The 22,319-nt window shown below is 60.2% G+C and carries 21 protein-coding genes; 14 read left to right on the top strand and 7 right to left on the bottom strand.

Annotation, left to right across the window (positions count from 1 at the left end; translation table 11 throughout):
• Positions 1 to 118: 118 nt before the first annotated feature.
• The 3 genes from E3O56_RS24095 to E3O56_RS24085 all read right to left on the bottom strand — a co-directional run bounded on the left by E3O56_RS24095 (position 119) and on the right by E3O56_RS24085 (position 3,195).
• Positions 119 to 1,777: a cation acetate symporter gene (locus E3O56_RS24095; protein ID WP_005786566.1), complete on the bottom strand. Its 1,659-nt coding sequence runs from the start codon at positions 1,775 to 1,777 to the stop codon at positions 119 to 121.
• A complete protein-coding gene (locus tag E3O56_RS24090) occupies positions 1,774 to 2,085 on the bottom strand; it encodes a DUF485 domain-containing protein (RefSeq protein ID WP_005786564.1) in 312 nt (103 codons plus the stop codon). Before E3O56_RS24090 ends, E3O56_RS24095 begins: the two co-directional genes overlap by 4 nt.
• A 258-nt stretch (positions 2,086 to 2,343) precedes the next feature.
• Positions 2,344 to 3,195 carry a glycine betaine ABC transporter substrate-binding protein gene (locus E3O56_RS24085; protein ID WP_032877092.1) on the bottom strand — a complete coding sequence of 284 codons (852 nt, stop codon included), beginning with the start codon at positions 3,193 to 3,195 and terminating at the stop codon, positions 2,344 to 2,346.
• 333 nt (positions 3,196 to 3,528) lie between these two features.
• Here E3O56_RS24085 and E3O56_RS24080 point away from each other — a divergent pair, with 333 nt between their 5' ends.
• Complete coding sequence (locus E3O56_RS24080; protein ID WP_103735079.1) at positions 3,529 to 5,082, top strand: glycosyl hydrolase family 17 protein; 1,554 nt, start codon at positions 3,529 to 3,531, stop codon at positions 5,080 to 5,082.
• 106 nt (positions 5,083 to 5,188) lie between these two features.
• Here the strand turns inward: E3O56_RS24080 and E3O56_RS24075 are convergent, their stop codons facing one another.
• Positions 5,189 to 5,557, bottom strand: a complete 369-nt coding sequence (locus E3O56_RS24075; protein ID WP_148852278.1) for a hypothetical protein — start codon at positions 5,555 to 5,557, stop codon at positions 5,189 to 5,191.
• 234 nt (positions 5,558 to 5,791) lie between these two features.
• Between E3O56_RS24075 and E3O56_RS24070 the strand changes: the two genes are divergently transcribed.
• The gene (locus tag E3O56_RS24070; protein ID WP_032877094.1) at positions 5,792 to 7,090 is read left to right on the top strand and encodes a serine/threonine protein kinase; all 1,299 of its coding nucleotides are present in this window, start codon (positions 5,792 to 5,794) and stop codon (positions 7,088 to 7,090) included.
• A complete protein-coding gene (locus tag E3O56_RS24065) occupies positions 7,083 to 7,871 on the top strand; it encodes a VacJ family lipoprotein (RefSeq protein WP_103735077.1) in 789 nt (262 codons plus the stop codon). Before E3O56_RS24070 ends, E3O56_RS24065 begins: the two co-directional genes overlap by 8 nt.
• Positions 7,872 to 7,926: 55 nt before the next feature.
• Here E3O56_RS24065 and E3O56_RS24060 read toward each other — a convergent pair whose 3' ends face one another.
• On the bottom strand, positions 7,927 to 8,841 hold the full coding sequence (locus E3O56_RS24060) for a DUF808 domain-containing protein (RefSeq protein ID WP_078820720.1): 915 nt from the start codon (positions 8,839 to 8,841) through the stop codon (positions 7,927 to 7,929).
• A 134-nt stretch (positions 8,842 to 8,975) separates the two neighbouring features.
• On the opposite strand from E3O56_RS24060, the gene E3O56_RS24055 reads away from it, so the two are divergent.
• Together E3O56_RS24055 and E3O56_RS24050 are read left to right on the top strand one after the other, a co-directional pair.
• Complete coding sequence (locus E3O56_RS24055) at positions 8,976 to 9,581, top strand: TetR/AcrR family transcriptional regulator (protein ID WP_148852281.1); 606 nt, start codon at positions 8,976 to 8,978, stop codon at positions 9,579 to 9,581.
• Between the two features lie 203 nt (positions 9,582 to 9,784).
• On the top strand, positions 9,785 to 10,243 hold the full coding sequence (locus tag E3O56_RS24050; RefSeq protein WP_032877097.1) for a transposase: 459 nt from the start codon (positions 9,785 to 9,787) through the stop codon (positions 10,241 to 10,243).
• 131 nt (positions 10,244 to 10,374) lie between these two features.
• Here the strand turns inward: E3O56_RS24050 and E3O56_RS24045 are convergent, their stop codons facing one another.
• Positions 10,375 to 10,815, bottom strand: a complete 441-nt coding sequence (locus tag E3O56_RS24045) for a heme-binding protein (RefSeq protein ID WP_005786547.1) — start codon at positions 10,813 to 10,815, stop codon at positions 10,375 to 10,377.
• 255 nt (positions 10,816 to 11,070) lie between these two features.
• Between E3O56_RS24045 and gcl the strand changes: the two genes are divergently transcribed.
• The 9 genes from gcl to E3O56_RS24000 all read left to right on the top strand — a co-directional run bounded on the left by gcl (position 11,071) and on the right by E3O56_RS24000 (position 21,908).
• Positions 11,071 to 12,846 (top strand): glyoxylate carboligase, encoded by a 1,776-nt coding sequence (gene gcl / locus E3O56_RS24040; protein ID WP_032877099.1) that lies wholly within the window; start codon positions 11,071 to 11,073, stop codon positions 12,844 to 12,846.
• A 10-nt stretch (positions 12,847 to 12,856) separates the two neighbouring features.
• On the top strand, positions 12,857 to 13,639 hold the full coding sequence (gene hyi / locus E3O56_RS24035) for a hydroxypyruvate isomerase (protein ID WP_032877100.1): 783 nt from the start codon (positions 12,857 to 12,859) through the stop codon (positions 13,637 to 13,639).
• A 128-nt stretch (positions 13,640 to 13,767) separates the two neighbouring features.
• Complete coding sequence (locus tag E3O56_RS24030; protein WP_248129099.1) at positions 13,768 to 14,658, top strand: 2-hydroxy-3-oxopropionate reductase; 891 nt, start codon at positions 13,768 to 13,770, stop codon at positions 14,656 to 14,658.
• 179 nt (positions 14,659 to 14,837) lie between these two features.
• Entirely contained in the window at positions 14,838 to 16,118 is a 1,281-nt protein-coding gene (locus E3O56_RS24025; protein WP_078820718.1) for a glycerate kinase, read from the top strand.
• Positions 16,108 to 17,523, top strand: a complete 1,416-nt coding sequence (gene pyk / locus E3O56_RS24020) for a pyruvate kinase (RefSeq protein WP_032877103.1) — start codon at positions 16,108 to 16,110, stop codon at positions 17,521 to 17,523. The genes E3O56_RS24025 and pyk overlap by 11 nt, the downstream gene beginning before the upstream one ends.
• 119 nt (positions 17,524 to 17,642) lie before the next feature.
• Positions 17,643 to 18,518 (top strand): urea transporter, encoded by an 876-nt coding sequence (locus E3O56_RS24015; protein ID WP_248129098.1) that lies wholly within the window; start codon positions 17,643 to 17,645, stop codon positions 18,516 to 18,518.
• A gap of 31 nt (positions 18,519 to 18,549) precedes the next feature.
• A complete protein-coding gene (locus E3O56_RS24010; protein WP_005786531.1) occupies positions 18,550 to 19,374 on the top strand; it encodes an ion transporter in 825 nt (274 codons plus the stop codon).
• 94 nt (positions 19,375 to 19,468) lie between these two features.
• Positions 19,469 to 20,470, top strand: a complete 1,002-nt coding sequence (locus E3O56_RS24005; RefSeq protein WP_005786529.1) for a sulfate ABC transporter substrate-binding protein — start codon at positions 19,469 to 19,471, stop codon at positions 20,468 to 20,470.
• A gap of 241 nt (positions 20,471 to 20,711) precedes the next feature.
• On the top strand, positions 20,712 to 21,908 hold the full coding sequence (locus tag E3O56_RS24000) for an MFS transporter (protein WP_081883284.1): 1,197 nt from the start codon (positions 20,712 to 20,714) through the stop codon (positions 21,906 to 21,908).
• On the opposite strand, the gene E3O56_RS23995 is transcribed toward E3O56_RS24000, so the two are convergent.
• A complete protein-coding gene (locus E3O56_RS23995) occupies positions 21,905 to 22,309 on the bottom strand; it encodes a type II toxin-antitoxin system HicB family antitoxin (protein ID WP_032877106.1) in 405 nt (134 codons plus the stop codon). The genes E3O56_RS24000 and E3O56_RS23995 overlap by 4 nt on opposite strands.
• Between the last annotated feature and the right edge of the window lie 10 nt (positions 22,310 to 22,319).

Genomic DNA, 22,319 nt, shown 5'->3' with positions numbered 1-22,319 from the left:
CAGTCAACCTGTGGGAGCCGGGCTTGCCCGCGATGAGGCCAGCCCAGGCAACACAAAAGACCCAGGCAAAAAAATACCCCGGCCTTGCGACCGAGGTATCTCTTATGCATCTGACGACTTAGTGATTAACCGCCCCACTCGCCCCCAGGCCAGTCTGCGAACGCACAAACTGCGGGAAATACAGCGCACGCTCCTTCTCTGCCGCCGCCGACTTGTCGGTGATGGAGAAGAACCAGATGCCGATGAACGCAATGATCATCGAGAACAGCGCCGGATACTCGTACGGGAAAATGGCTTTTTCATGGTGCAGGATCGAGACCCAGATGGTCGGGCCGAGGATCATCAGGCCCACGGCACTGATCAAGCCCAGCCAGCCGCCGATCATGGCGCCGCGGGTGGTGAGGTTTTTCCAGTACATGGAAAGCAGCAACACCGGGAAGTTACAGCTGGCGGCAATCGAGAACGCCAGGCCGACCATGAACGCAATGTTCTGGCTTTCGAACAGGATACCCAAGCCAATCGCCAGCACCGCCAGGGCGATGGTGGTGATCTTCGATACGCGAATTTCATCCTTCTCGTTGGCCTTGCCTTTCTTGATCACGCTGGCATACAGGTCATGGGACACCGCCGAAGCGCCGGCCAGCGTCAAGCCGGCAACCACTGCAAGAATGGTGGCGAAGGCCACGGCCGAGATGAAGCCCAGGAAGATACTGCCGCCCACCGCGTTGGCCAGGTGCACCGCCGCCATGTTGTTACCGCCAAGCAAGGCGCCTGCTGCATCCTTGAACGCCGGGTTGGTGCTGACCAGCAGAATCGCGCCGAAGCCGATGATGAACGTCAGGATGTAGAAGTAACCAATGAAGCCGGTCGCATACAGCACGCTTTTACGCGCTTCCTTGGCGTCGCTCACCGTGAAGAAGCGCATCAGGATGTGCGGCAGGCCGGCGGTACCGAACATCAGGGCCAAGCCAAGGGAGAATGCCGAGATCGGGTCTTTCACCAGCCCACCAGGGCTCATGATCGCTTCACCTTTAGGGTGAACCTTGATCGCCTCGGCAAACAGCGTGTTGAAGTCGAAGTTGACGTGCTTCATCACCATCAGCGCCATGAACGAAGCACCGGAGAGCAGCAGCACTGCCTTGATGATCTGCACCCAGGTGGTCGCCAACATGCCGCCGAACAACACGTACAGGCACATCAGGATGCCGACCAGGATCACCGCCACATGGTAGTCCAGGCCGAACAGCAGCTGGATCAACTTGCCCGCGCCAACCATCTGCGCGATCAGGTAGAACGCTACCACTACCAGCGAGCCACAGGCCGACAGGCTGCGGATCTGGGTTTGCCCCAGGCGATAGGACGCCACGTCGGCAAAGGTGTACTTGCCCAGGTTACGCAGGCGCTCGGCGATCAGGAACAGAATGATCGGCCAGCCCACCAGAAAGCCGATCGAGTAGATCAGGCCATCGTAGCCGGAGGTGAACACCAGCGCGGAAATCCCCAGGAAGGACGCGGCCGACATGTAGTCACCGGCAATCGCCAAGCCATTCTGGAAACCGGTGATCTTGCCGCCTGCCGCATAGTAGTCAGCCGCCGACTTGTTGCGCTTGGACGCCCAATACGTGATGCACAGGGTGGCGCCGACAAACGCGACGAACATCACGATGGCCGAGACGTTCAGCGGTTGCTTGTGCACTTCACCGGTCAATGCGTCCGCCGCCCAGACGGCCGGAGCAAACAGCGAAGCGCCGAATATAGCCAATAGACGCCGGATCATTGCGCAGCCTCCTTGAGAATCGCATTGTTCAGGTCGTCAAATTCGCCGTTGGCCCGGCGTACGTAGATGCCAGTGAGAATGAAGGCAGACACAATCAGCCCGACGCCAAGGGGAATGCCCCAGGTAATCGAGGAACCGGGGCTGATCTTGGCCCCCAGTATTTGTGGCCCGTAGGCAATCAACAGGATGAAAGCGGAGTAAAGCCCTAGCATGATCGCCGAGAGAATCCAGGCGAATCTTTCCCTTTTCCTGACCAGCTCCTTGAAACGCGGGCTGTTTTGAATCGAGAGGTAAATGCTGTCGTTCATTGTTTTTATCCTCGCAGCACAGCTTTTTTATTATTTTGGAACATATCCACTGTATGCGGCTGCGGAAGAGGTTCCAGACGACCTTAGTAGTAGATCGAGTGTAGCGAGGGATTGCCAAAGCGCAGGAAGATTTGAGGCGGTGCGAAACCAATGTGGGAGGGGGCTTGCTCCCGATAGCGGTGTGCCAGTCAAAAAATCTGTGGCTGACCTACCGCTATCGGGAGCAAGCCCCCTCCCACAGGGGTGCATCAGTGGCTTTTATTTAGCGGTCCACTCAGCGACGCGCTCAGGGTGCTTGGCCACCCAATCCTTGGCCGCGGCGTCTGGTTTGGCGCCTTCCTGGATAGCGAGCATGACTTCACCGATTTCATCCTTGGAGGCCCACTGGAATTTTTTCAGGAAAGCTGCCACTTCCGGCGCTTTCTTTTCCAGGCCCTTGCTGCCGATGCTGTTGACGGTTTCAGCAGCACCATAAATCCCTTTTGGGTCGTCCAGGAAACGCAGTTTCCACTTGGCGAACATCCAATGGGGCACCCAACCGGTTACCGCAATGGATTCCTGCTTGTCTTCGGCACGTGTCAGTTCGGCGATCATCGCCGCGCCCGAGCTGGCTTGCAGTTTGTAGTCCAGGCCGTATTGCTTGATGGCGTCGTCGGTCTTGAGCATCACGCCTGAACCGGCGTCGATGCCGACGATCTTGTTTTTGAAGGTGGTGTCGGTCTTGAGGTCTTCGATGGATTTGGCCTTGACGTACTCCGGTACGATCAAGCCAATTTTTGCATCCTTGAAGTTGGGGCCGTAGTCGACCACCTTGTCCTTGTTCTTGGTCCAGTATTCACCATGGGTCACCGGCAGCCAGGCAGACAGCATGGCATCGAGCTTGCCGGTGGCGACGCCCTGCCACATGATCCCCGTGGCGACCGCTTGCAGTTTCACGTCATAACCGAGCTTTTGCTTGATCACTTCCGCCGCCACATGGGTCGTGGCAACGCTGTCGGACCAACCGTCCACGTAACCGATGCTCAGGGTTTTGCTGTCGGCACTGACCAGTGTGGAGCCCATCGCAACTACCAGCGTGGCAGCTGCGCCCAAGAGTCGTCGCATCTTCATATGTACTTCCCCGAAAGTGCTGCGCCCGACGGATGCCGAGCGACATCAACCTGTTGTTATGCGGTGCACCGCGCCCCCTTCACGCGCATCGATCCGGTTGCTGAGGCATCAGTGGAGTACTGACAGTTTTATCATCAACCTGCGTAGGCCTTTGCCCTGCTCTGTGGGCGACCTTGGTTGAGCAAGAAACGACATCACATCGCCAGCAGGACGTTTTGTAGGAGTTATCTTCAGAATCCCGCCCGAAGTTTGCATGTCAAAATTATGCAGCCGCACTGGCACGCGCCAAATCCGGGTAAGATGCGCGCCTTTGCTCCCCCAGATAAGCCGACCATGCCTGCGACTGCCCGCTTTCCTGCCCTGCCCTATTTTCTTGCCTTGATCCTTGGTGTGCTTGCACTCGCTGGCTACTGGTATGGCCTCGGCCGGCCGGTAGTGCTGCCGGATGTAGCGAGCGCCAGCCACAAGTTGCAGTGTGCGTCCTACACGCCCTTCGACAAGGACCAGTCGCCGTTTGACCAGCCATTCAAGCTGCGTCCCGAACGCATGGATGCCGACCTGGCCTTGCTGGCCACACGCTTTGAATGCATCCGCACCTACTCCATGACCGGCCTGGAAGCCTTGCCGGACATGGCGCGCAAGCATGGTTTGAAGGTCATGGCCGGCGCCTGGGTCAGCAGTGATCCGGTGGCGACCCAGAAAGAAATCAACGAACTGATCGCGGCGGCCAACACCAATCCCGATATCGTCACTTCGGTGATCGTCGGCAACGAGGCGCTGCTGCGCAAGGAAGTCACGGCCAAGCAACTGGTGGCGCTGATCCATCAAGTCAAAAGCCAGATCAAGCAACCGGTCACCTATGCCGATGTGTGGGAGTTCTGGCTGCAACACCCGGAAATCGAGCCGGCGGTGGACTTCCTGACCATTCACCTGCTGCCGTACTGGGAAGATGAGCCGTCCGGCATCGACCAGGCGCTCAAGCATGTAGGCGACGTACGCCAGACCTTCGGCCACAAGTTCGCGCCCAAGGACATCGTGATCGGCGAGACCGGTTGGCCCAGCGAAGGCCGTCAGCGCGAGACTGCCGTGCCGAGCCGGGTGAATGAAGCCAGGTTCATGCGCGGCTTTGTCGCCATGGCCGAAGCCAATGGCTGGCGCTACAACCTGATCGAAGCGTTTGACCAGCCATGGAAACGTGCAAGTGAAGGCGCAGTGGGCGGGTATTGGGGGCTGTTCGATGCAGACCGCCAGGACAAGGGCATCCTCGCAGGGCCGGTGACCAATGTGCCGTACTGGTCGTTGTGGCTGGGCGTAGGCGCCGTGATTCTGCTCGGTACCCTGGCGCTCGGTGGCCGCATTCGCAGCAAGCGCTCCGCGGTGCTCCTGCCACTGCTCGGTGCGGTTGCTGCCTGCTCCATCGGCACCTGGGCCGAACTGACCCGCGTCACTGCGCGTTTCAACGATGAATGGGTATGGGCAGGCTTGCTGGTGGCCTTGAACCTGTTGGTGCTGGCCCACGCCGCCCTGGCCCTCAGCGCCCGTGACGGCTGGCGCGAGCGTGCATTCAACTGGCTGGAGCAGCGCGCTGGCTGGCTGGTGGCGATTGCCGGGTTTGCGGGGGCGGTGATGATGCTGGCGCTGGTGTTTGACCCGCGTTATCGCAGCTTTCCAAGCGCGGCGCTGGTGCTGCCAGCCCTGGTGTACCTGGTGCGCCCGGTGACCGGGCCGCGTCGGGAGATTGCGCTGCTGGCCTTCATTATCGGTGCCGGCATTGCGCCGCAGTTGTACCGCGAAGGGCTGTTGAATCAGCAGGCCTGGGGTTGGGCTGTGGTCAGCGTGCTGATGGTTGCGGCTTTGTGGCGTTGCTTGCGAGTGCGCAAGGCTTAAGATCGCTATCGCAGGCAAGCCAGCTCCCACATTTGACCGTGCTCACAGATAGAAATGTGTGAACCCAATCAACTGTGGGAGCTGGCTTGCCTGCGATGAGGCCACATCAGGCGCAGCCAGGCTTCCTGACCAACCGCAATCCCGCAATCACCACCGCAAACACCGCAAACGTCGTGTTGTACAACGCCAGTGCCGGCAACCCGAACACCAACCCCACTACTGCCAACGCCCATCCCGCACGCCCCGGTACAAAAAAGCCCAACACCGAGGTGATCAACGCCGCCCAGCCCAGCACCTTGAAGTGAATCATCAACCCAAGGTTCGCACGCACCTGGCACTCCCAGCGGCTGGCCTCCTCTGCGCAGAGGCCGACCCACTGCCCATCCTCCATAAAGCCATAACGTGCGGCATAACTGGCAGCCAGCCATAACGGCAGAGCAACAAGCAGCAAAATCAACGGCAAGCGGCGGGACATGGGGCACTCCGATAGGCAAAAACGGCGCTCAGCTTAATCCCACCGCGGCCGTTAGCAAGGTGTTCGCGCAGATATCTGTTCAACAATGCATGGCAAAGTGTATCGTCTGGCTGCTATTACCCCGATTCCGACGTTTTTTCCGACTTTTCGTGCCGCTGCCTGGCACTTCGGTGGCAACGCGGTGGTCATAGCCTGCGAATTTCATTCAGCACGTTTCCTCTTAGGGATTAAGTCATGCTCCGTTCCTTGCGCTGTGCTGCCTTGCTGGGCAGCCTATTTTTGAGTGCGTCAGCACTGGCCGTCGATATCGACCAGGCCAGCTATGGCTACCCTTTGACCAACCCGTTCGAAGCGACCATCGCCACCACGCCTCCCGACCTTCGGCCAACCTTGCCGACCGATGATGAGATCAACCAATCCGATTACACCCTGAATATGCGCCCCGAGCGTGAGTTCAGCCTGCCCGATAACTTCTGGGCAGTGAAGAAGCTCACCTATCGCATCGCCAAGCAGGACCGCGCCGCGCCGCTGATCTTCCTGATCGCGGGCACCGGTGCGCGGTTCGACAGCAGCATCAACGAATACCTGAAGAAGCTGTATTACCAGGCCGGCTACCACGTGGTGCAGTTGTCATCGCCCACCAGCTTCGACTTCATCAGCGCTGCCTCGCGCTTCGCCACCCCGGGTATCACCCAGGAAGACGCCGAAGACATGTACCGCGTGATGCAAGCCGTGCGCGCGCAGAACGCCTCGCTGCCGGTCACCGACTTCTACCTCACCGGCTATAGCCTGGGGGCGCTGGATGCGGCGTTCGTCAGCAAGCTCGATGAGACGCGCCGCACCTTCAATTTCAAGAAAGTGCTGCTGCTCAACCCGCCGGTCAACCTCTACACCTCGATCACCAACCTCGACAAGCTGGTACAGACCGAGGTCAAGGGCATCAACAACACCACCACTTTCTATGAACTGGTGTTGAGCAAACTGACCCGCTACTTCCAGCAAAAAGGCTACATCGACCTCAACGATGCGCTGCTCTATGACTTCCAGCAGTCCAAGCAGCACCTGAGCAACGAACAGATGGCCATGTTGATCGGCACCTCGTTCCGCTTCTCGGCTGCCGACATTGCCTTTACCTCGGACCTGATCAACCGCCGTGGCCTGATCATTCCGCCTAAATACCCGATCACCGAAGGCACCAGCCTCACGCCGTTCCTCAAGCGTGCCCTGCAATGCGACTTCGACTGCTACCTCACCGAGCAAGTGATCCCGATGTGGCGCGCCCGCTCCGACGGCGGCAGCCTGCTGCAACTGATCGATCAGGTCAGCCTGTACGCCCTCAAGGACTACCTGCGCGACAGCCCGAAAATCGCCGTAATGCATAACGCCGATGACGTGATCCTCGGCCCTGGCGATCTGGGTTTCCTGCGTAAAACCTTCGGCGATCGCTTGACCGTCTACCCGCTGGGCGGCCACTGCGGCAACCTCAATTACCGCGTCAACGCCGACGCCATGCTGGAGTTCTTCCGTGGCTAAATATCTTCTGCTGCTCGCCGCAATGTTGTGCGCAGGCGTGGCCAATGCCGACAACAGTAAGGCTCAAGAGCCCATCAAGGTCGATGCCGACGGCTTCAAGGAGCCGCTGACCAAGCTCAAGTTCAACCCGGGCCTGGACCAGCGTGAATTCGAGCGTTCCACGCTTACCGCGCTCAACGTCTACGACCCGCTGGAGTCGTGGAACCGCCGCGTTTACCACTTCAACTACCGCTTCGACCAATGGGTGTTCCTGCCGGTGGTCAATGGCTACCGCTACGTCACGCCGAGCTTCCTGCGCACCGGTGTGAGCAACTTCTTCAACAACCTGGGCGATGTGCCCAATCTGTTGAACAGCCTGTTGCAACTCAAGGGCCATCGCTCCCTGGAAACCACCGGGCGCCTGCTGGTCAACACCACCATCGGCGTCGCCGGCCTGTGGGACCCGGCAACGGCCATGGGCCTGCCACGCCAGAGTGAAGACTTCGGCCAGACCCTGGGCTTCTACGGCGTACCGGGCGGTGCCTATGTGGTGTTGCCGATCTTTGGCCCGTCGAACCTGCGTGATACCACCGGCTTGCTGGTGGACTACACGGCAGAATCGCAGATCAACTTCCTCAACGTGTCCGAAGTCAGCTCCAACCATCCGGAAGTCTGGGCCCTGCGCGCCGTCGATAAGCGCTACCAGACCAGCTTCCGCTACGGCCAGATGAACTCGCCGTTCGAGTATGAGAAGGTGCGGTATATCTACACCGAATCGCGCAAGTTGCAGATTGCCGAGTAATTCGCCCCCATGAAAAAGGCCATTCGATTGAATGGCCTTTTTTGTACGTGCTACGTCATGCCCTGAGTGCTTTCCAGCCCTTGCCCACGATGCTGACCGCCGCCAGCACCACAGCCCCGGCAATAATCCCCGCCACCGCATTCAGCAACGTCGGCATCAACCATGCCAGCGCCCCCGTGCTTTGGCTTACCGTTTCGATCCAATGATGCACCACAGGCACGCCATGGGTGAGGATGCCGCCACCGACCATGAACATCGCCGCCGTGCCGATCACTGACAGGCTCTTCATCATGTAGGGGGCCGCACTCAGGATCGCGCCGCCAATACTGCGCGCCACCTGACCCGGCTTCTGCGTCAGCCACAGCCCCAGGTCGTCGAGCTTGACGATACCGGCCACCAATCCATATACGCCGATGGTCATGACAATGGCGATACCCGACAGCACGATCACTTGCTGCGTCAGTTGCGCATCGGCGACGATGCCGAGGGTGATGGCAATGATCTCGGCCGACAGAATGAAGTCGGTACGGATCGCGCCCTTTATCTTGTCTTTCTCGAACGCCACCAGATCGGTTGCCGGGTCGGCCACCGCTTCAGCCAACTGCGCGTGTTCGGCTTGATCTTCAGCCTTGCTGTGCAGGAATTTGTGGGCGAGTTTTTCGAAGCCCTCGAAACACAGGTAGGCGCCGCCGAGCATCAACAGTGGTATCACCGCCCACGGAGCGAAGGCGCTGATCAACAGGGCCGTCGGCACCAGGATCAACTTGTTGATAAACGAGCCCTTGGCCACCGCCCACACCACCGGGATTTCCCGCTCGGCGCGCACGCCGGAGACCTGCTGGGCGTTCAGTGCAAGGTCATCGCCCAGCACGCCCGATGTCTTCTTGGCGGCCATTTTTGTCATCAGCGCGACGTCATCGAGTACCGCCGCGATATCGTCAATCAACACCAATAAGCTGCTTCCTGCCATGAACCGGACTTCCGTTAGAGAGAGATGACGCGAGCATAGCCCGGCGCACGGCCTTGCGGCCAGATTGTTGAGGCCTGCTGATGGCCGGTGCTACCATGCGCAACCGCCTGTCATGGCAAGGAAACGTCTGGTTTATGAGCAGCATTCGCGAGCGCAACAAAGAAAAAATCCTGCGGGCGGCGAGCGAGGAGTTTGCCGACAAGGGCTTCGCCGCGACCAAAACCAGCGACATCGCCGCCAAGGCCGGGCTGCCCAAGCCCAACGTCTATTACTACTTCAAGTCCAAGGACAACCTCTACCGCGAGGTGCTCGAAAGCATTATCGAGCCGATCCTGGCCGCTTCCACGCCGTTCAACCCCGAAGGGGAGCCCAAGGAAGTATTGAGCAACTACATCCGCTCCAAAATTCGCATCTCCCGCGACCTGCCGTTCGCCTCCAAGGTGTTCGCCAGCGAAATCATGCACGGCGCCCCACACCTGAGCGCCGAGCAGGTTGAACAGCTCAATGCCCAGGCCAAGCACAATATCGATTGCATCCAGAACTGGGTGGATCGTGGGTTGATCGCGACTATCGACCCTAATCACCTGATGTTCAGCATCTGGGCGGCGACCCAGACCTATGCGGACTTTGACTGGCAGATCTCAGCCGTTACCGGCAAGGCCAAGTTGGATGAAGCCGATTATGAGGCGGCGGCGCAGACGATTATCCGGCTGGTGCTCAAGGGGTGTGAGCCGGATTGATAGACCGCGGCGAGGCTATCGCAGGCAAGCCAGCTCCCACACGGATTTGCGCCGAACACAAAATGTAAAGTGGTCACAATCCCCTGTGGGAGCGGGCTTGCCCGCGATAGCGCCCATCCAGACACATCCTGCTAAAAGCATGCCGATCAGCCTTCGCCCCTCAGTCTAGCCTCTCAGAACACCATCTGAAGAGAGGCCAAGGAATGCCCGATCTCCCTGCTTCAAATCGCCTGCGCATCGGACGCTATAACGAATCCAACCGCATTTACCTGCTCACCACCAACACCCTTGAACGCGAGCCCATCTTCAGCGACTTCAAACTCGGCCGCCTGGTCGTACAACAATTCAGGATCGCTCAATATAAAGGGCTCGCAACATCATTGGCCTGGGTAGTGATGCCTGATCATTTCCATTGGCTTGTTTCTCTGGAGAAAGGTTCGCTTGCCGACTTGATGCGCCAAGTTAAATCCAAGAGCACCCGAGTGGTGAATGCGGTGGCGGGCCGCCAAGGTCGCCTCTGGCAGCCGGGCTTTCATGATCATGCCGTGCGTCGAGAGGAAAGCCTTGAGGGGATTGCACGTTACATCGTAGCCAATCCACTCAGGGCCGGGCTGGTAAAGAAATTTGGCGACTATCCGCTATGGGATGCCATTTGGGTTTGACTGTAGACCGAGTCGACTGCATCGCAGGCAAGCCAGCTCCCACACTGAGTGGGCTCACACAGTTAGATCTGTGAACACCGTCAATGTGGGAGCTGGCTTGCCTGCGATAGCTTACTCACAGTCAGAACGACTCAAGCCGACACCCCCGCATCCGCCATCAACCCCACCCCCTCAATCGCCGTGATCGCACACTGCTCGTCAATATCCGACGTATCCCCGGTGATTCCAATCGCTCCCAACACCACCCCCGACTGATCCCGTATCAACACACCGCCCGGCGCCGGCACCACACTGCCCTGCCCCAGGCTGTTCAACGCTGCGATAAACGCCGGCCGCTGCTGCGCATCCAGTGCCAGTAAACGTGAGCCCTTGCCCAAGGCAATCGCCCCCCAGGCCTTGCCGATGGCGATTTGCGGGCGCAGCAGGCTGGCGCCGTCTTCGCGCTGCAAGGTAATCAAGTGCCCCCCGCTATCGAGTACCGCGATGGTCAGCGGCGCTGCAGAAATCGTGCGACCTGCGGCGATGGCCTGGCCGGCCAATTGGGTGGCGAGTTTCAAGGTTAAAGCGCTCATGGTGCCGTCCTTCTTTTGTTATTGGAAAGCGGTGGAGTTCTGTTTGATCAGATGCTCGATCGAATAAATAGAACACAATGAAATTTGTTTTTGTATACAATATTTTCAAACAAAGGCTCCATACGTCGAAAAAAGCCGTTCCGACGAACGCAAAGGCCGTTTCATAAAATGCATTGACCTGCGCCGTCCGCCGTGAATACACTTTGAACAGAAACCACTTGTATACAATTACAAAACGCAAGAGGCACCAAAACCATGAGCAAAATGAGAGCAATCGAAGCCGCTGTCCTGGTGATGCGCCGTGAAGGTGTGGATACCGCCTTCGGTATCCCGGGCGCCGCGATCAACCCGCTGTATTCAGCCTTGCAGAAGGTGGGTGGCATCGATCACGTCCTTGCTCGCCACGTTGAAGGCGCCTCGCACATGGCCGAGGGCTATACCCGCACCAAGGCCGGCAATATCGGCGTGTGCATCGGCACTTCGGGCCCGGCGGGCACTGACATGGTCACCGGCCTGTACAGCGCCTCGGCCGACTCGATTCCGATCCTGTGCATCACCGGGCAAGCGCCACGTGCACGGATGCACAAGGAAGACTTCCAGGCCGTCGATATCACCAGCATCGTCAAGCCCGTGACCAAGTGGGCCACCACCGTGCTCGAACCCGGCCAGGTGCCCTACGCGTTCCAGAAGGCTTTCTATGAAATGCGTTCCGGGCGCCCAGGCCCGGTACTGATCGACTTGCCGTTCGACGTACAAATGGCCGAGATCGAATTCGACATCGACGCCTACCAGCCACTGCCCCTGGCCAAGCCCTTGGCCACCCGTATCCAGGTCGAGAAAGCCCTGGCGATGCTGGACCAGGCTGAACGCCCATTGCTGGTGAGCGGTGGTGGCGTGATCAACGCCGACGCCAGCGAGTTGCTGGTGGAGTTCGCTGAGTTGACCGGCATCCCGGTGATTCCGACCCTGATGGGCTGGGGCACCATTCCCGATGACCACCCGCTGATGGTAGGCATGGTCGGCCTGCAGACGTCCCACCGTTATGGCAACGCGACGATGCTCAAGTCGGACGTGGTGCTGGGTATCGGCAACCGCTGGGCCAACCGTCACACCGGCTCGGTGGAGGTGTACACCGAAGGGCGCAGATTCATTCACGTTGACATCGAGCCGACGCAGATTGGCCGCGTGTTCACCCCGGACCTGGGTATCGTCTCCGACGCCGGTTCCGCGCTGACGATGTTCATTGAAGTCGCCCGCGAATGGAAAGCCGCCGGCAAGCTTAAGGATCGCAGCGCCTGGTTGCATGACTGCCAGCAACGCAAAGCCACGCTGCACCGCAAGACGCACTTCGACAACGTGCCGGTCAAGCCGCAACGCGTGTACGAAGAGATGAACCAGGTGTTCGGCAAAGACACCTGCTACGTCAGCACCATCGGCCTGTCGCAGATTGCCGGCGCGCAATTTTTACATGTGTACAAGCCACGCCACTGGATCAACTGCGGCCAGGCGGGCCCGCTGGGCTGGACCATTCCGGCGGCACTCGGCGTGGTCAAGGCCGACCCGAGCCGCAAGGTGGTGGCGCTGTCAGGCGACTACGACTTCCAGTTCATGATCGAAGAACTGGCGGTGGGCGCGCAGTTCAAGCTGCCGTACATCCACGTGGTGGTGAACAACTCTTACCTGGGGCTGATCCGCCAGGCCCAGCGCGGCTTTGAAATGGACTACTGCGTGCAGCTGTCTTTCGACAACCTCAACGCCCCGGAACTCAACGGTTATGGCGTCGATCATGTGGCCGTCGCCGAGGGCCTGGGCTGCAAGGCGCTGCGTGTGTTCGAGCCGGGCCAGATCCAACCGGCCCTGCGCAAGGCTCAGGAAATGATCGAAGAATTCAAAGTGCCGGTGATCGTTGAGATTATTCTGGAGCGAGTGACCAATATTTCCATGGGCACCGAGATCAACGCCGTCAACGAATTCGAAGACCTGGCCCTGGTCGGCAACGATGCGCCGACTGCCATTTCCCTGCTCGATTAAGGAGAACCCTATGCCGCGCTTTGCCGCCAACCTGTCCATGCTGTTTACCGAACAGGACTTCCTTGCTCGCTTCAAGGCAGCCGCCGATGCCGGCTTCGAAGGTGTGGAATACCTGTTCCCGTACGAATTCAGCTCTGCCGATATCAAGGCACAGCTCGATGCCAACGGCCTGACCCAGGTGCTGTTCAACCTGCCGGCCGGTGATTGGGCCAAGGGCGAGCGCGGCCTGGCCTGCCACCCGGACCGGGTCGAGGAGTTCCGCGCCGGGGTCAAGCTGGCCATCGCCTATGCCCAGGTATTGGGCAACACCCAGGTCAACTGCCTGGCGGGTATCCGGCCACAAGGCGTCGATGACGAGACCGTGGAAAAAACCTTCGTCGCCAACCTCAAGTACGCCGCCGAGAAGCTGCAGGCGGCGGGTATCAAGCTGGTGATGGAGATGATCAACACCCGCGACATTCCGGGCTTCTACCTCAACAACACGGCGCAGGCTCTGTCGATTCGCGAGCAAGTGGGCAGCGCCAACCTGTTCCTGCAATACGACATCTACCACATGCAAATCATGGAAGGCGACCTGGCGCGGACCATGCAAACGCACCTGGGTGAGATCAACCATATCCAGCTGGCGGACAACCCGGGGCGCAACGAGCCAGGTACCGGTGAGATCAACTACCGCTTCCTGTTCGAGCATCTGGACCGCATTGGTTACGCAGGTTGGGTCGGCTGTGAGTACAAGCCGTTGACCACGACCGAGGCGGGTTTGGGTTGGCTCAAGACCCATAACGCCATCTGACAACTGACACAACATAAAACAATGTGGGAGCTGGCTTGCCTGCGATGCAAACACCTCGGTGTATCAGTCAGGTCCGGTTGATGCCATCGCAGGCAAGCCAGCTCCCACATTAAAAGAGGATTTTGATCATGGCTAAAATCGGATTTATCGGCACCGGCATCATGGGCCAACCCATGGCCGCCAACTTGCAGAAAGCCGGTCACCAACTGTTTCTCTCCGAGCACCACGGCAAAGCGCCCCCCGAGCTGCTTGCTGCCGGCGCCATCGCCTTGGCCAACCCGCAGCAGGTCGCCCAGGAATCGGAATTCATCATCGTCATGGTGCCCGACACCCCACAGGTCGAAGACGTGCTGTTGCGCGCCGATGGCGTGGCCGCCGGTCTGTCACCCAATAAAGTAGTGATCGACATGAGCTCGATCTCCCCCACCGCCACCAAGGCGTTCGCGGCGAAGATCAACGAAACCGGCGCGCAGTACCTGGATGCACCGGTGTCTGGCGGTGAAGTCGGCGCCAAGGCCGGTACCTTGAGCATCATGGTCGGTGGTGAACCGCAGACGTTCGAACGCGCATTGCCGCTGTTCCAGGCCATGGGCAAGAACATCACCCTGGTGGGCGGTAACGGCGATGGCCAGACCGCCAAGGTCGCCAACCAGATCATCGTCGCGCTGAACATCCAGGCGGTGGCCGAAGCCTTGCTGTTTGCCTCGAAAAACGGTGCCGACCCGGCCAAGGTGCGTGAAGCGTTGATGGGTGGCTTTGCGTCGTCGAAGATTCTGGAAGTACATGGCGAACGCATGATCAAGGGCACCTTCGATCCGGGCTTCCGCATCAACCTGCACCAGAAAGACCTGAACCTGGCATTGGCCGGCGCCAAGGAACTGGGGATCAACCTGCCGAACACCGCCGGCACCCAGCAAGTGTTCAGCACCTGCACGGCGATTGGCGGCGGTAACTGGGACCACTCGGCACTGATCAAGGGCCTGGAGCACATGGCCAATTTCTCCATCCGCGACAAGTAACCCACCTTGGAATGCAATCCAGTGTGGGAGGGGGCTTGCTCCCGATAGCAATCGGTCATTCAGCCACTATGTCGACTGATACACCGCTATCGGGAGCAAGCTCCCTCCCACATTTTGACCGCATTTCAAATCTGAAATGGCTGCACTCCTAACAACAAGAATCCCCCGGGAGCCCGCTTATGTCGGTCGATCCGCAACACCTGCTTCGCGAGCTGTTTGCCACAGCCATCGACGCCGCCCACCCCCGGCAAGTCCTTGAACCCTACCTGCCTGTTGACCGCAGTGGCCGAGTGATCGTGATCGGCGCCGGCAAGGCCGCGGCCGCCATGGCGCTGGTCGTCGAAGACTGCTGGCAGGGAGAGGTATCGGGCCTGGTGGTCACCCGCTACGGGCACGGTGCGCCGTGCAAAAAAATCGAGGTGGTCGAAGCGGCCCACCCGGTGCCGGATGCTGCCGGCCTGGCTGTGGCCCAGCGCGTACTGGCGCTGATCAGCAACCTGGGCGAAGAAGACCGTGTGATTTTCCTGCTGTCCGGCGGCGGTTCGGCGCTGCTGGCCTTGCCCGCCGAAGGCATCAGCCTGGCCGACAAGCAAAGCATCAATAAAGCCCTGCTCAAATCCGGTGCCACCATTGGCGAGATGAATTGCGTGCGCAAGCACCTCTCGGCGATCAAGGGCGGGCGACTGGCCAAGGCCGCTTGGCCGGCTACCGTGTACACCTACGCAATTTCCGATGTGCCGGGCGACCAGGCCACGGTGATCGCCTCGGGCCCAACCGTCGGTGACCCGAGCACTTCGCAACAAGCCCTGGCAATCCTCAAGCGCTATGGCATCGACGCTCCCGCCTCGGTGCGCAGTTGGTTGCAAAACCCCGCCTCGGAAACCGTCAAGCCTGGCGACCCGATACTTGCCCGCAGCCACTTCCAATTGATCGCCCGCCCCCAGCAATCCCTGGAAGCCGTGGCCGTGAAGGTCCGCCGGGCAGGGTTCAGCCCACTGATCCTCGGTGACCTGGAAGGTGAAGCGCGGGAGGTGGCCAAGGTGCATGCCGGCATCGCCCGGCAGATTGTGCAGCACGGCCAGCCCCTGGCAGCGCCGTGCGTGATCCTTTCGGGCGGCGAAACTACCGTCACCGTGCGCGGCAACGGCCGTGGCGGACGCAATGCCGAATTCCTGCTCAGCCTCACCGATAGCCTTAAGGGCATGCCCGGCGTTTACGCCCTGGCCGGCGACACCGACGGTATCGACGGCTCGGAAGACAATGCCGGCGCGATCATGACCCCCTGCAGCTACCGCCGTGCCGAAGCCCTCGGCCTGAGCGCCAGCGACGAGTTGGATAACAATAATGGCTACGGCTATTTCGCCGCCCTGGGCGACTTGATCGTCACCGAGCCGACCCGCACCAACGTCAACGATTTCCGCGCCATCCTGATCCTTGAGACTGCCAACCATGACGCCTGACAAGAAGGTCAAAATCCTCGCCACCCTGGGCCCGGCCACCGACGGTATCGATGACATTCGCGAGCTGGTGCAAGCCGGGGTGAATATCTTCCGCCTCAACTTCAGCCACGGTGAGCACGCCGACCATGCGCAGCGTTACCAGTGGATTCGCCAAGTGGAACGCCAGCTGAATTACCCGCTGGGCATCCTCATGGACCTGCAAGGGCCGAAGCTGCGGGTCGGACGTTTTGCCGAAGGCAAGGTACAGTTGATTCGCGGCCAGGCCCTGCGCCTGGACCTCGACCCGACACCCGGCGACCAACGCCGCATCAACCTGCCCCACCCAGAGATCATCGCGGCCCTTGAACCGGGCATGGACTTGCTGCTCGACGACGGCAAGCTGCGCCTGCGGGTGATCACCAAACACGCCGATGCCATCGACACCACCGTGCTCAACGGCGGCGAGCTGTCCGACCGTAAAGGCGTAAACGTCCCACAAGCGCTATTGGAACTCAGCCCGCTCACCGCCAAGGACCGCCGCGACCTGAGCTTTGGCCTGGAGCTGGGCGTGGACTGGGTGGCGCTGTCCTTTGTGCAGCGCCCGGAAGATATCCGCGAGGCCCGCGAGCTGATTGGCGACAAGGCCTTCCTGATGGCCAAGATCGAGAAGCCCTCAGCCGTGCAGCGCCTGCAGGAAATCGCCGAGTTGAGCGATGCGATCATGGTGGCCAGAGGCGACCTGGGCGTGGAAGTGCCGGCCGAAAGCGTGCCGCAGATCCAGAAAGACATCATCAGCACCTGCCGCCAACTGGGCAAGCCGGTAGTGGTCGCCACGCAGATGCTCGAATCCATGCGCTTCTCCCCGGCGCCGACGCGTGCCGAAGTCACCGATGTCGCCAACGCCGTGGCCGAAGGCGCGGACGCGGTGATGCTGTCGGCCGAAACCGCGTCGGGCGAGTACCCGCTGGAAGCGGTACAGATGATGAGCAAGATCATCCGTCAGGTGGAAAATGGTCCGGATTACCAGGCGCAACTGGACGTCAGCCGGCCCAAGGCGGATGCCACAGTGTCGGACGCCATCAGCTGCGCGATCCGGCGCATCAGCAGCATCCTGCCGGTGGCGGTACTGGTGAACTACAGCGAGTCTGGCAGCTCCAGCTTGCGCGCCGCAAGGGAGCGCCCGGTGGCGCCGATCCTCAACCTCACGCCGAACCTGTCCACGGCGCGACGCTTGAGCGTGGCGTGGGGCGTGCATTCGGTGGTCAATGATCGTTTGCGCCAGGTCGACGAGGTGTGTTCCACCGCGCTGGAAATTGCCCAGGCCCAGGGTATGGCGCAGCGTGGGGATACCTTGGTGATTACCGCAGGGGTGCCGTTCGGGCAGCCGGGGTCGACCAACTCGCTGCGTATCGAGACATTGCTCTAGCGCCTGTAGGGGCCTCATCGCAGGCAAGCCAGCTCCCACATTTGGATGTGTGAACACCGTCAAATGTGGGAGCTGGCTTGCCTGCGATGGGGACAACTCGGTCTCATTGAATACCTATCATGCACAACCACACCTGCCCCGACTGGGCCGAAGCCCTGCTCAACGGCTTCAGCCAGATTTTCCTGCAGCGCCACCCGCTGTGCGGCCTGCTGTGCCTGCTGGCGATCCTGATCGGCGCCCCGGACTTGCTGGGCGGTGCGTTGCTGGGCGGTGTCGCGGGGTTGCTCACCGCCCAGCGCCGTGGGTATCCCAAAGCTGAGCGTCAGGCCGGGCTGTATAGCTACAACGGCGTACTGCTGGGCTTGTTGATCAGCCAGCACTTTGCCTGGTCGGCGCTGGTGCCGCCGCTGATCCTGGCGGGCGGCGGCTTGAGCGCTATCCTCACCCGGCAATGGTTGAAACACGCCAGCCGGCCCCACAATTTGCCCGCCTACACTGCCCCCTTTGTTGGCCTCGGCTGGCTGCTGCTCGGCCATGTACCTCAAACTACGCTTGCGCCGGCCCAGGCCGACATGTTCGCGGTACTCACGGCGCCCTTTTCCGGTCTTGGGCAAATCATGCTGCTGGAGCAGCCCCTGGCGGGTCTTTTAATCGCCCTGGGTTTGCTGCTGGCTGACCGCCGTGCCGCCGCATGGGCCATAATCAGCGCCAGCATCGGTGTGCTGGCCGGCCTGTGGTTGAATGAGCCTTCAGGTGCCCTGCTCGGTCTGCACAGCTATAACCCGGCATTGGCGGCCCTGGCCCTGAGCCCGTTACGTCGCCAGCCCTGGTTACCGCTGCTGGGCATCGGCCTGGCCATCCTGCTCACGCCGGGCTTCACCGCCCTGCACCTGCCCGCACTGACTGCACCGTTTATCCTCGCCTGCTGGCTGGTGCGCGCCGGTCACCGGTTGCTTCACAAACCCCGCATGGACAGCCCGTTCGAATCCCCCTAGGCTTGCTCGATATTCGCTTCAGGCAGGATTTATGGACAGCAACAACGACTGGCGCCAGCGGCTCTACATCATGGTGTTTCAAAGCGATACCGTCGCCGGGCGGCGCTTTGACGGCATCCTGCTGCTGATCATCCTCGCCAGCCTGGTGATCGTGATGCTCGACAGCATCGACCAGATCCACCAGAACTACGCGGACGTGCTGGCCTATATCGAATGGGGCTTCACGCTGATCTTCGCCATCGAGTACGGCCTGCGCCTGTATTGTTCGCCCAAGCCGCTGCGCTATGCCTTCAGTTTTTATGGCCTGGTGGACCTGCTGGCCATCGTCCCCGGCATCCTCGCCCTGTACTACAGCGATGCGCAGTACCTGCTGATCATCCGCATCATCCGGATGCTGCGAATCTTCCGCGTGCTCAAGCTCAGCCCGTACCTCAAGCAAGCCAATTATTTGATGGCAGCGCTGCGCGGCAGCAAGCAGAAGATCGTGGTGTTCCTGGTCAGCGTGTGCACGCTGGTGACGGTGTTCGGTACCTTGATGTACGTGATCGAAGGCCCGGAACACGGGTTTACCAGCATTCCCAAGGGCATCTACTGGGCCATCGTGACCCTGACCACCGTGGGCTTCGGCGATATCGTGCCCAAGACACCGCTGGGCCAGGTGATTTCATCGCTGGTCATGATCACCGGTTATTCGATCATTGCCGTACCCACGGGCATTTTTACCGCCGAGCTGGCCAGTGCCATGCGTGGTGAACAGCTGCGTACCGAGTGCCCGGCGTGCAAGAAAGACAGCCACGAACCCAACGCCGCGTTTTGCTCGCGCTGTGGCAGCAATCTTTTCCATAAACTGGAATAAGCAAAGTTCGTTTTAATCTTTAAAGGTCTATGCAGGCCCGGCTATAGTCGCTGGCAAATTGCCTCCCCTCTTCTCGAACAACAAGGAATGAGCAGTGAAAAAAATCCTCAGCGCCTCTCTTCTGGCCGCCGGCCTGGCCCTGGCGGGCTCTGCCCAGGCAGCGACCACCCTGCTCAACGTCTCCTACGACGTGATGCGCGACTTCTATAAGGACTACAACGCCGCTTTTCAGAAGCATTGGGAAGCCGAGCACCCGAACGACAAGTTGACCCTGCAGATGTCCTTCGGCGGCTCCAGCAAACAGGCGCGCTCGGTAATCGACGGCCTGCCGGCTGATGTGATCACCATGAATATGGCCACCGACATCAATGCCCTGGCCGACAATGGCAAGCTGGTGCCGGACAACTGGGTCACGCGCCTGCCGAACAACAGTGCACCCTTTACCTCTGCGACCGTATTCATCGTGCGCAAAGGCAACCCCAAAGCCCTGAAAGATTGGCCGGACCTGCTCAAGGACGGCGTGCAGGTGATCGTGCCCAACCCGAAAACCTCGGGTAACGGCCGCTACACCTACCTGTCGGCTTGGGGTTATGTGCTCAAGAACGGCGGCGACGAAGAGAAGGCCAAGGCCTTCGTCGGCAAACTGTTCAAACAAGCGCCCGTGCTGGACACCGGTGGGCGTGCCGCGACCACCACGTTCATGACCAACCAGATCGGCGACGTGCTGGTGACCTTTGAGAACGAAGCAGAAATGATCGCCCGTGAGTTTGGCCGCGATCAGTTCGAAGTGATCTATCCAAGCGTTTCCGCCGAAGCCGAGCCGCCCGTTTCGGTGGTCGACAAAGTGGTCGAAAAGAAAGGCACCCGTGCTGCCGCTGAAGACTACCTGAAGTACCTGTGGTCGCCAGAGGGTCAGGAAATTGCGGCCAACAACTACCTGCGCCCACGGGATCCGAAGGTGTTGGCCAAATACACCGACCGCTTCCCGAAGGTGGACTTCCTGTCGGTGGAGAAAACCTTTGGTGACTGGCGCACGGTGCAGAAGACTCACTTCAACGATGGTGGGGTGTTTGACCAGATCTACTCCGGCCAGTGAATGATCTTGACTGAATAGACTCGATCAAAATTGTGGGAGGGGGCTTGCTCCCGATAGCGGTGTGTCAGCCAATGCCTGTGCTGACTGACACACTGCTATCGGGAGCAAGCCCCCTCCCACATTGGGTTTTGCATTGAGTCATTATTTCGCGGCATGACAGTTATCACGCCAAGCGGCCTACTCACTGCCGGCCCTTGCCTTTACTCTCTCACCCCATCGTCCTTCGCCTTACGAGCACGCCATGAACGCTACCTCTCACGCCACAGGCACCATGACCCGGAGCATGGTCATGCTGTTCGCGTTTTGCTGCGGCGCCATCGTCGCCAACATCTACTACGCGCAGCCAATCATCGAACTGATTGCCCCGGACATCGGCCTGACGCCGGCGATGGCCAGCCTGATCGTGTCGCTGACGCAAATCGGTTATGCCTTGGGCCTGTTCTTCCTGGTGCCGTTGGGTGATTTGCTGGAAAACCGCAGGCTGATGATCTTCACCACCGTGGTGGCTATCGCGAGCCTGTTGGGCGCAGCGTTCACCGAACAGCCCAACCTGTTCTTGCTGGTGTCGCTACTGATCGGTTTCAGTTCGGTATCGGTGCAGATCCTCATCCCGCTCGCCGCGCACCTGGCCCCTGCCGAGTCCCGTGGTCGTGTGGTCGGCAGCATCATGGGCGGCTTGCTGCTGGGCATTCTGCTGGCGCGGCCGGTGTCCAGCGTGGTGGCCGACCACTTCGGCTGGCGTGCGATGTTTATGGCCGCCGCCGCCTTGATGGCGTTTATCAGCGTGGTGCTGATGCTGACCATTCCAAAGCGTCAACCCGATCACAGCGCCAGCTACGCCCAATTGCTGCGCTCCCTGGGCACCTTGCTGCGTAAGCAGCCGGTATTGCGCCAGCGTGCGTTTTACCAGGCGTGCATGTTTGCCACCTTCAGCCTGTTCTGGACCGCTGCTCCACTGGAGCTGGCGCGCAACCATGGCCTGAGCCAAAGTGAAATCGCGCTGTTCGCCCTGGTGGGTGCCCTGGGCGCCATCGCCGCGCCCATCGCCGGTCGCCTGGCCGATGCCGGCCACACCCACCGCGCCTCGCTGCTGGCAATGCTGTTTGGCGCGTTGAGTTTCCTGCCCGCGTTCGTGCATCCGGTGTACAGCGTGATCGGCCTGGCAGTGACCGGCGTGGTTCTGGACTTCTGCGTGCAGATGAACATGGTCCTCGGCCAGCGCGCTGTATACGCCCTCGATGCCCACAGCCGCAGCCGCCTGAACGCGCTGTACATGACCAGCATCTTCATCGGCGGTGCGTTCGGTTCGGCAATTGCCAGCAGCGTGTATGAACACGGCGGCTGGCTGAGCGTGATGCTGGTGGGCAGCGCTTTCCCACTGGTGGCGTTGTTGCGTTTCCTTTCTGCATCGCGCCAGGTGAAGGTGGCAACCGCCTAAGAGCGCACCAACTTCTCCAGCGCCGCATCCGCCAGAAAGGAGGACCGGCTTTTGACCTTGTGCTCGCGCACATAACGGTCAATGCGCTGAATGACATAGCCGGGCAAGGTCACATTGACCTTCTCGGTCTTGCCAAGATAAGGCGAGATGTCCAGTTCCAACATGCCCCAGCCCATGCCCAGATAGTCTTCATGAGCGTGATGAGTGGCGACCGAGGTTGGCATCGGAATCACCCCACCCTCTGCGGCGATTTCCTGCAAAAGGATATGCGCCACTTCCACGGCGGCATTGTAGGCTTCTTCGAAACTGTCCCCGGCAGTGACCGCGCCTGGGATATCAGGGATCTGGATACCGGTGGCGGTGAAATCATCGCCCCATTCGATACAGATTGGGTATTGCATGAATGCTCTC

The sequence above is a fragment of the Pseudomonas sp. W2Aug9 genome (assembly GCF_023127755.1).
Lineage (GTDB): Bacteria > Pseudomonadota > Gammaproteobacteria > Pseudomonadales > Pseudomonadaceae > Aquipseudomonas > Aquipseudomonas synxantha_A.
Note: the sequence above shows the minus strand (reverse complement) of the source record. Positions and strands in the feature narration are given on the sequence as shown.